This is a genomic window from Streptomyces spongiae (assembly GCF_009377185.1).
Taxonomy (GTDB): domain Bacteria; phylum Actinomycetota; class Actinomycetes; order Streptomycetales; family Streptomycetaceae; genus Streptomyces; species Streptomyces spongiae.
The window spans coordinates 1-7,843 of the sequence record NZ_VJZC01000476.1; the positions used below are offsets into that span (position 1 = coordinate 1).

General features: G+C 70.4%; 11 protein-coding genes. 5 read left to right on the forward strand and 6 right to left on the reverse strand.

Annotated elements, in window-relative coordinates:
• Together FNH08_RS38655 and FNH08_RS38660 are read left to right on the forward strand one after the other, a co-directional pair.
• Nucleotides 1-1,012 (forward strand): ABC transporter permease (locus tag FNH08_RS38655; protein WP_152776200.1); only part of this gene is annotated, 1,012 nt, incomplete at its 5' end.
• 45 nt (nt 1,013-1,057) lie between these two features.
• Nucleotides 1,058-1,744: an ABC transporter ATP-binding protein gene (locus FNH08_RS38660; protein ID WP_152776201.1), complete on the forward strand. Its 687-nt coding sequence runs from the start codon at nt 1,058-1,060 to the stop codon at nt 1,742-1,744.
• Between the two features lie 27 nt (nt 1,745-1,771).
• On the opposite strand, the gene FNH08_RS38665 is transcribed toward FNH08_RS38660, so the two are convergent.
• Both FNH08_RS38665 and FNH08_RS38670 read right to left on the reverse strand, forming a co-directional pair.
• Nucleotides 1,772-2,818 carry an aldo/keto reductase gene (locus tag FNH08_RS38665; RefSeq protein ID WP_152776202.1) on the reverse strand — a complete coding sequence of 349 codons (1,047 nt, stop codon included), beginning with the start codon at nt 2,816-2,818 and terminating at the stop codon, nt 1,772-1,774.
• Between the two features lie 61 nt (nt 2,819-2,879).
• The gene (locus tag FNH08_RS38670) at nt 2,880-3,206 is read right to left on the reverse strand and encodes a nuclear transport factor 2 family protein (RefSeq protein ID WP_152776203.1); all 327 of its coding nucleotides are present in this window, start codon (nt 3,204-3,206) and stop codon (nt 2,880-2,882) included.
• A 200-nt stretch (nt 3,207-3,406) separates the two neighbouring features.
• Between FNH08_RS38670 and FNH08_RS38675 the strand changes: the two genes are divergently transcribed.
• The 3 genes from FNH08_RS38675 (at nt 3,407) to FNH08_RS38685 (ending at nt 4,946) form a co-directional block, all read left to right on the forward strand.
• Complete coding sequence (locus FNH08_RS38675) at nt 3,407-3,952, forward strand: DoxX family membrane protein (protein WP_152776208.1); 546 nt, start codon at nt 3,407-3,409, stop codon at nt 3,950-3,952.
• Nucleotides 3,953-4,020: 68 nt separating this feature from the next.
• Complete coding sequence (locus FNH08_RS38680) at nt 4,021-4,383, forward strand: MazG-like family protein (RefSeq protein ID WP_152776204.1); 363 nt, start codon at nt 4,021-4,023, stop codon at nt 4,381-4,383.
• Between the two features lie 38 nt (nt 4,384-4,421).
• Complete coding sequence (locus FNH08_RS38685; RefSeq protein ID WP_152776205.1) at nt 4,422-4,946, forward strand: hypothetical protein; 525 nt, start codon at nt 4,422-4,424, stop codon at nt 4,944-4,946.
• An 86-nt stretch (nt 4,947-5,032) separates the two neighbouring features.
• On the opposite strand, the gene FNH08_RS53735 is transcribed toward FNH08_RS38685, so the two are convergent.
• The 4 genes from FNH08_RS53735 to FNH08_RS38700 all read right to left on the reverse strand — a co-directional run bounded on the left by FNH08_RS53735 (nt 5,033) and on the right by FNH08_RS38700 (nt 7,567).
• Nucleotides 5,033-5,158: a hypothetical protein gene (locus FNH08_RS53735; protein ID WP_322726176.1), complete on the reverse strand. Its 126-nt coding sequence runs from the start codon at nt 5,156-5,158 to the stop codon at nt 5,033-5,035.
• Between the two features lie 291 nt (nt 5,159-5,449).
• Entirely contained in the window at nt 5,450-6,361 is a 912-nt protein-coding gene (locus FNH08_RS38690; protein ID WP_228034620.1) for a transporter substrate-binding domain-containing protein, read from the reverse strand.
• Nucleotides 6,354-7,010: a hypothetical protein gene (locus FNH08_RS38695; protein WP_152776206.1), complete on the reverse strand. Its 657-nt coding sequence runs from the start codon at nt 7,008-7,010 to the stop codon at nt 6,354-6,356. Before FNH08_RS38695 ends, FNH08_RS38690 begins: the two co-directional genes overlap by 8 nt.
• 89 nt (nt 7,011-7,099) lie before the next feature.
• Nucleotides 7,100-7,567 (reverse strand): hypothetical protein, encoded by a 468-nt coding sequence (locus FNH08_RS38700; protein WP_152776207.1) that lies wholly within the window; start codon nt 7,565-7,567, stop codon nt 7,100-7,102.
• Nucleotides 7,568-7,843: the final 276 nt, after the last annotated feature.

Sequence of the window (7,843 nt, forward strand, 5' to 3'; positions counted from 1 at the left end):
GGGCAGCGGTCAGCCGCAGGTGGAGGGCGGCGGGGCCTCCTTCGGCGTGAACTCATACTCGGTCGCGGGCGTCGACGTCACGAACCTGGACCTCGGGCCGCTGGCCACCTCGAAGATCACCAAGGGCACGGCGTTCACGAGCTCCCAGGCGGGCGCGAAGGTCGCCGTGGTCAGCAAGTCGTACGCCAAGGAGAACAAGTACACCGTCGGCGAGACCCTCAAGATCTCCGGCACCAAGTACAAGATCATCGGCATCGCCACGCCCGACAGCAGCGAGTCGGCCACCGACGTCTACCTGCCGCTGAAGCAGGCGCAGACGCTGGGCGACGCGAAGAACAAGGTCACCACCATCTACGTCAAGGCGACCGACTCGCAGCAGATCGCGACCGTCAAGTCGACGATCCAGAAGAACATCTCCGGTACGACGGTGACGACCTCCGCCGACCTCGCCGAGACCGTCTCCGGTTCGCTGACCACGGCCTCGAACCTCGCGACCAGCGTCGGCAAGTGGCTGTCGATCGCGGTACTGGCCGCCGCGTTCCTGGTGGCCGCGCTGCTCACCTCGTCGGCGGTGTCCCGCCGGGTCCGTGAGTTCGGCACGCTGAAGGCGCTCGGCTGGCCCAGCCGCAGGGTCACCCGCCAGGTCGTCGGCGAGTCGATCGTGAACGGCCTGCTCGGCGGCGCGCTCGGCATCGCCCTCGGGCTGGGGGCGGCGTACGCCGTGACGGCCATCAGCCCGACGCTCACGGCGGAGCTGGGCGCGGGCGGCGGTGGCGGTACCGGTGGTGGCATGGGAGGCGGTCCGGGCGGGGGTGGTCCCGGCGGTGGCGGCGGTCCCGGTCAGCAGGCGGCCTCCAACACCCTGGACATCGCCCTGTCCGCGCCGGTCTCCCTCACCACCATCGCGCTCGCGGCGGGTCTCGCCATCGCGGGTGGTCTGGTCGCCGGGGCGATGGGCGGCTGGCGGGCGTCGCGGATGCGGCCGGCGGACGCGCTGCGGAGCGTGTCGTAACAGTCCCGCCCCTCCCCCTTACTTACGTACGGAGAACTGATCCCCATGTACAAGCTGACCGGCGTCACCAAGCGCTACACGCGGGGCAAGGAGACGGTGGAGGCGCTGCGCGGCGTCGACCTCGCCATCGAGGACGGCGACCAGCTCGTCATCCAGGGCCCCACGGGCGGCGGCAAGTCCACCCTCCTGCAGATGATCGGCGGCCTGGACCGCCCGTCCTCGGGCAGCGTCGAACTGGACGGCGTGGACCTCGCCACGATCAGCGAGGCCAAGCTGACCCGGCTGCGCGCCGAAAAGATCGGCATCATCTTCCAGTCGTTCAACCTCATCCCGACCCTGACCGCGCAGGAGAACGTAGAGACCGCGCTCGTCCCGCTCGGCGTGAAGCCGGCGGAACGGCGCGAGCGGGCGGCCGAGGCACTGCGCTCGGTGGGACTCGGCGAGCGGCTGACGCACGTACCGTCCGAGATGTCCGGCGGCCAGCAGCAGCGCGTCGCCATCGCCCGCGCGCTGGTGAAGCAGCCGAAGGTACTGCTGGCCGACGAGCCGACGGGCAACCTGGACGAGGGCACCCGCGACGAGATCGTGGCCCTGCTCGAAGGGCTCTGGCGGGAGCAGGGCCTCACCTTCGTGCTGGTCACACACGACTCGTCGATCGCCCGACGGGCGCCCCGGCTGGCGACCATCAAGGCGGGGGAACTGACGCTGACGGAGCAGCGGGTGGGCTCCTGACGTCCCCGGCCGGCCTCGAAGGGCCGCTCACCGTCCGAGAACGCGGTCGACCTCGGCCATCTGTTCCGGCGTGAGCGGTCCTTTCGCGAGGGCGCCGGCGTTCTCCTCGGCCTGGGCGACCGAGCGGAAGCCGGGGATCGGGACGGTACGCGGGCTGCGGGCCCACAGCCAGGCGAGGGCGCCCTGGGTGAGCGTACGGTCCTCGCTGGTGAGGATGTCCCGCAGCGACTCGACGCGCTCCAGCCAGTCCGCGTCCGCTCCCGTTCCCTCGGTGAACCCCGGCAGCCAGGCGGGCGGCGCGCTGCGGATGTCCCCGGCCTCCAGCGCCTTGCCCGCGGAGTGCTTGCCCGTGAGCAGGCCCATGGCGAGCGGGCTGCGGTTGACGCTGGCGAGGTTCAGCTCCTCGCACAGCGCGACGATCTCGGGCGCGTCCTGCAGCAGGTTCATCGCGTGCTGCACTGCCGTGCAGTGCGGCCCTTCGGCGAACACGGCGGCCCGCTCGGCGTCGTCGGTGCTCCAGCCGTACGCGCGGATGAGCCCTTCCCGTACGAACTCCTCGCAGAGCTCGCGCAGTTCGGCCGCCCGCTCGGGGTCGCCGTCGTTCATGTGGAACTGGTAGAGGTCGATGTGGTCGGTACCGAGGCGTTCGAGGGACGCGGTCAGCGCGCGGCGGGCGTGGGCCGGGGAGTCGTCCTGCCCGCCGGCGGTCCGGGTGGACTCGTCGAAGAGGTTGCCCCACTTGGTGGCGATGACGACGTCGTCCCGGCGCTTGCCCAGGGCACGGCCGAGCAGCCGCTCGCTGTGCCCCGTGCCGTAGTTGTCCGCCGTGTCGAAGAAGGTGACCCCGAGGTCGAGGGCGCGCCGGATCGCCCGTACGGACTCCTCGTCGTCGACCTTGCCCCAGCCGTAGGGCTGTCCGTCGGCGCCCCACCACTCCCCGCCGATGGCCCAGCAGCCGAAGCCGAGGGCGCTGACCTCGATGCCGCTGCGTCCCAGGGTGCGTGTCGCCTTGTGCTCGGTCGCGTCGTTCCCGGTCGCGTCGTTCTCGGTCGCGTCGTTCTCGATGGTCTCCATGCCCGGGAACGCTAGAAGTTGGAGTGCGCGCTAGGGCAAGGACCTTTTCAGGGCGGCGGGTTCAGGCCTGACCCGTCTCGAAGCGGGTGATCCTGCCGTCGTCGTCCACGGTGAAGCTCCACCTCGTGCGCATCTCGCCCCAGGTGTCGTTGCTGTAGCGGGCGATCAGGGCGCGGCCGCCCCTGGACTCGTTGTCGACGTCCATGTGGCCGTGGGAGGAGAAGATCTCCCGCTCCGTCCAGTCGTCGAGGTCACGGTCGGAACCGTCGTCGGACATGGTCGCGTCCGGGGCGAGGATCGACTGGAAGGCGTCACGGTCATGCGCGTTCACGGCGCTGACGAAGGCGCGGACCGTGGGGTCCTTCAGCCTGGCTACCTGGATGGTCATGCTCGTCAGCCTCACACCGGAGCCGGGGGCCCGCCACCTGGGAGGGCGGTACGGGTGGTGACCCGGGGCGCCGGGGCGGAGACACCCGATCAGCCGCGCGAGAGGGCCGGGGAGGTGTCATCGGTGCGACGGTGGAAACGCGGAAGCGTCCACTTGTTGTCCGCTTTGCTCCAGGAGTCGTCATGAAGAACACGACAAGGATGACCCAGTTCAACCGGCACGATCTGGGACTGCTGCTGCTCCGTCTGGGTGCGGGCGGCGTGCTGGCCGCGCACGGCACGCAGAAGCTCTTCGGCTGGTTCGGCGGGGGCGGGATCGAGGGCACGGGCGCGTTCATGGAGTCCGTGGGATACGAGCCGGGCAAAGCCAGCGCGCGGGCCGCCGGGCTGGCCGAGACGGGCGGCGGCACGCTGCTCGCCCTGGGCCTCGCGACACCCGCGGCCGGTGCGGCCGCCACCGGTGCCATGGCGGGCGCGGCCGCGGTGCACGCACCCAACGGGTTCTTCAACGCGGAGGGCGGCTACGAGTACGCGGCGACCCTCGGCCTGGCCGCCGCCGGACTCGCGATCACGGGCCCGGGCCGGCTCTCCCTGGACCACGCGTTCCGGCACGTCTTCGACCGCGGCTGGATGGTCCCGACGGCACTGGCGTGCACGGCGGCAGCCACGGCGCTGGTGGTGGGGGCACGGAACAAGAGGGTGCGGAGGGAGAAGGAGGGCGAGCAGGAGCCGTTGTTCGAGGACTGAGGGTGGGGCCCGGGGGTGGCTGAAGGGCGCGTCTGTTCGCCGCGCGGGGCCCATGACAGGCTCCCCCCATGAGTGACCGCCTCGAACCCGGCGCCCCCGAACCCGATCTCTGGAACTCCATCACCCTCCTGCACACCTGGCTGGACGAGAACCGCCGCCACGACGGCCAAGAGGGCCTGCTGCTCCGGATGTTGAAGCTGTCGGAGGAGGTCGGCGAGGTCGCCCAGGCGGTCATCGGCGCGACGGGCCAGAACCCGCGCAAGGGGACCACCCACACCTGGGACGACGTCCAGGCGGAGCTGTGCGACGTGATCATCACGGCCCTGGTGGCCCTGCGCAGCCTCACTCCCGACGCCCGGGAGGTCTTCACGGCCCACCTGACGGCCGTCAGGGAACGCTCGCTGGGCTCCAGGCCCCCGGCAACTCCCTGAGGAAAGACAGGACTTGGCATCGTACGATGATGATCGCCATGTCCGACAACGCACTCTGGATAGCCACCCTCACCGCCGGCACCGCCGTCCTCGCCAGCTGGGTCACGAGCTGGGGCACCACGCGCGCGGCCCGCATCCAGGCCGACACGGTGACGACGGCCCAGCGCGAGGAGCGGCGTCGGGAGGTGCGGCGCACGGCGTACGCGGACCTCCTCGAACAGGCGCAGCGCCTCGGCGACCTGTACAGACAGGTGTCCGACCTGCACGCCGCCGAGGGGACGGAGGCGGACCGGGCCCGCCTGGCGGAGCTGCGCGAGCGCCAGCGGGACGAGTACAGCAGGCTCCGCCACTGCGTGTGGATCGTGTCCCTGGAGGGCCCCGAGACAGTGGCCGACGCCGCCGACGCACTACGCCACGCGACGACCCCGCCGTACCGCGCGCTGGAAGCGATGATCGAGGGCGACCCTTCCGCACCCGACCGCTTCCTGGCCTCCCGCGCCCCGTTCTGGCAGTCCGTCATCGCCTTCGGCGCCGCAGCGCGCGAGGTGCTCCAGGAGACGTAGACGAGCGGACATCGGGGCCCTCACTGCAGAATGTGAAACCGTCCTTCGCACACCACGGGGATCCCGATGAGATCTCGGGGTACGTGCTACGCGAGAAGCTCGGTGAGGGTGGGATGGGCGGCGTCCACCTCTCCCGCACCCGAGGCGGGCAGCCCGTCGCTCTGAAGGTGATCCGGCGTGAGTTCGCGCAGGACTCCGAGTCCCTGCGGCATTTCGCCCGCGAGGTGCAGGCGGCACACAAGGTGCAGGGGGTGTACGCGGCAGCGGTGCTCGACAGCAGCACCGACGGGCCGCAACCATGGCTGGCCGGCGGCCGCGTTCGACCACCGGCAGGCAGTTCTCTCACCGCAGGCGCCACCCGCTGCCAGGTCCGCGCCACCACCCTTTGCGGCGCACGCCGACCAGCGCAGCGCAACAGAAGCGGTCCCCTGACGACGGTCCGTTCTCCCTGAGCAGGTCCGTGGCGCGGTCGGCCGTCTCGTCCGGGTCGGGCGCCGAGCTGTTCAAGGGCTCGGCTCGTCCCGGCACGACCGCGCGTCGATGGCTTCGGCGCTCGGCTTGTAGCTGTTGGTCCACTCCGGCTCGGCCTCGACGAGCTTGGGCAGTGAGGAGCGGATGTCGTTGACCCATTCGCTGCTGCCCACATAGCCCTTGACGTAGTCGCGCAGCCGCTCGCAGTCCTCGCGATGCCCTTTGGGCAGGCCGATGCCGTAGTGCTGGGGAGCCCCGATGACCAGGTTCGGAACCACCCGCAGGCCCTCTGCGGCATATCGGTCGGCGAACCCGTAGAGGATCATCTGATCCGTGCTGACCGCGTCGACCCGGCCCGCCCGGAGTTCCTCGACGCAGCTGGCGACGTCCTGAAGGACGAGGGGCTCGATGTGCAGCTTCCTGAGCTGCTCGACGGACGTGGTGCCGTCCCATGTGCAGACCGTGGTACCGCGCAGATCGTCCCGCGTCGCGATGTGCGAGCCCTTCTTCCCGACCAGGAATCCCTGCCGCGTCGTGACGTACGGCCCGACGAAGTCGATCTTCTTCATCCTGTCCGTGGTGATGGAGAAGGACGCCACCACCATGTCCGCCATGCCTCCGCGCAGGAGTTGGACGCGATCTTGGGACATCACGTCGGCAGACCCGGTCATCGGTACCTTCAGCCACTCCTCGATGTGCTCCAGCAGTTGCACCTCGAAGCCGGACTGGGGGTAACGGGTCTTGTACGACAGGCCCGGCATGTCATTGTGCATGGCGGGACTGATACGGGTCGTGCCCAGGAACCCGGGCGCCTCCTCGCGCTTCGCACAGCCGAAGGCGACCACGGCCAGCGACAGACACGCCGCCACCAGTGCCACGCGCCGCGCCTTCCAGATCTTCGTGGGCTTCATCGGTGCGGTCCGGCCCTTATCGTCGTCAGTCATGGAGGACGGCCTCGGCAATCGACACGTTCATGCTGCAGCCCGGGTCGGTGCGGAGTGTGACCCGGAGTCGAATGTGCGGGCGCTGCCCGCCGAGAGGGATGTCGACGGCTGAGCCGGAGCGGACACCCCGGTACGCGCTGTGCGGGTCCGCGGCCGCTCCGACATCCAGCCGCGTGTCCGGCGTACACGATTGAGCTGCCGGCAGAGCGTCGGTCACCGCGAATGTCACGCGCAGACGGGCGCGGGTCGGGGCACGGTCGACGCTTACGGCAGCGGTGGTGCCGCTTTCCAGCGAGTCGGCCGGCGAGATGGACGTACGGCCCCTGACGTCCACGTCGCCGTGAACGCGCAGCTCCTCACTCCACGCCAGCCCCGAGATGGCGAGCGTGAGGGAGAGCGCGGACACGGTCGCGCGCCTCCCCACATGCGACCCGGAGTCCAGCCGTCCGACGCCGACCGCCCGCCAGAGGGATGCCAGGAACGCCAGGCCACACATCAGGAGGACTCCGGTGGACTCGCCGCCCGGCCCTCCAGGACTTCGGATGATCGCTACGGAGGTCAGGGTGAGGACCAGGAGGAAGGAGGCCCAGTTCCACATCCGCCCCGCCGGGGAGCCGAGGGCCTTCGCCACCGCTTCCCCGATGACCACGAAGATGCTCCCGACGGAAACGGCACCCGGACCGCGGGCAATGGTGGATCGGCTCGGGCGACCGGTGTCGGACTCTTCGGCGGTTTTCGTCACGGGGAGTCCTGCCCGAGGGTCCCGGTTCCGGTTCCGGTTCCGGTTCCGGTCCCGGTACCGCCGATGGTGACGTTTCCGCCGTGCACGGTGAGCTTGTCGAGAGCGACCGAACCGTCACCGACGGCCAGCACGACACCGGCCGACTGCCCCGCCGCGGCGTCCACCAGCTCCCGCTCGTCGGACGACAGTTGAGCGAGAACGTCCTCGTGCTCGTCGTACTCCCTGCGCTCCCCGTGCTCCCCGTGCTCGACAGTCTCGTCGCGTGTGAGCGCGCTGTCCCCTTCTCCGCTCTCCTCGCCCTTCCGGCGGTGCCGCAGGGTCTGCTCCAGGAGGGCGTGGCCACGGGTGACGACGCTGTCGGCGACTCTGTCGCGGGCGGAAGCCAGAATGGCGGCGCCCAGCGACGCGGCCCCCATGGCCAGCACAGGGCCGCCGTACTGAACCACCGTCATGAGCTCGGTCATCCATGTGCTCCGTTCTGTACAGCAGGATGAGCGACGCGGCTACGGAAACACGGACGAGCAGGCCGGAGAGGGGATCAAGGCCCACGCTCACCCGAGGGAGTGAAGATCGGGAACTCCGTCGGCTCAGAAGGCCGTTGTGGATCGGGTGCACTGCGCCCGGAGACCCTGGCGCTGGGGAGGCGGACGCAGGCGGACGGACACCGACCGACATGACGAAGGAGGACGAACACGGACGCAGGCGAACGCCCCACTACCCCTGCCCGGCCCCCGATGGAC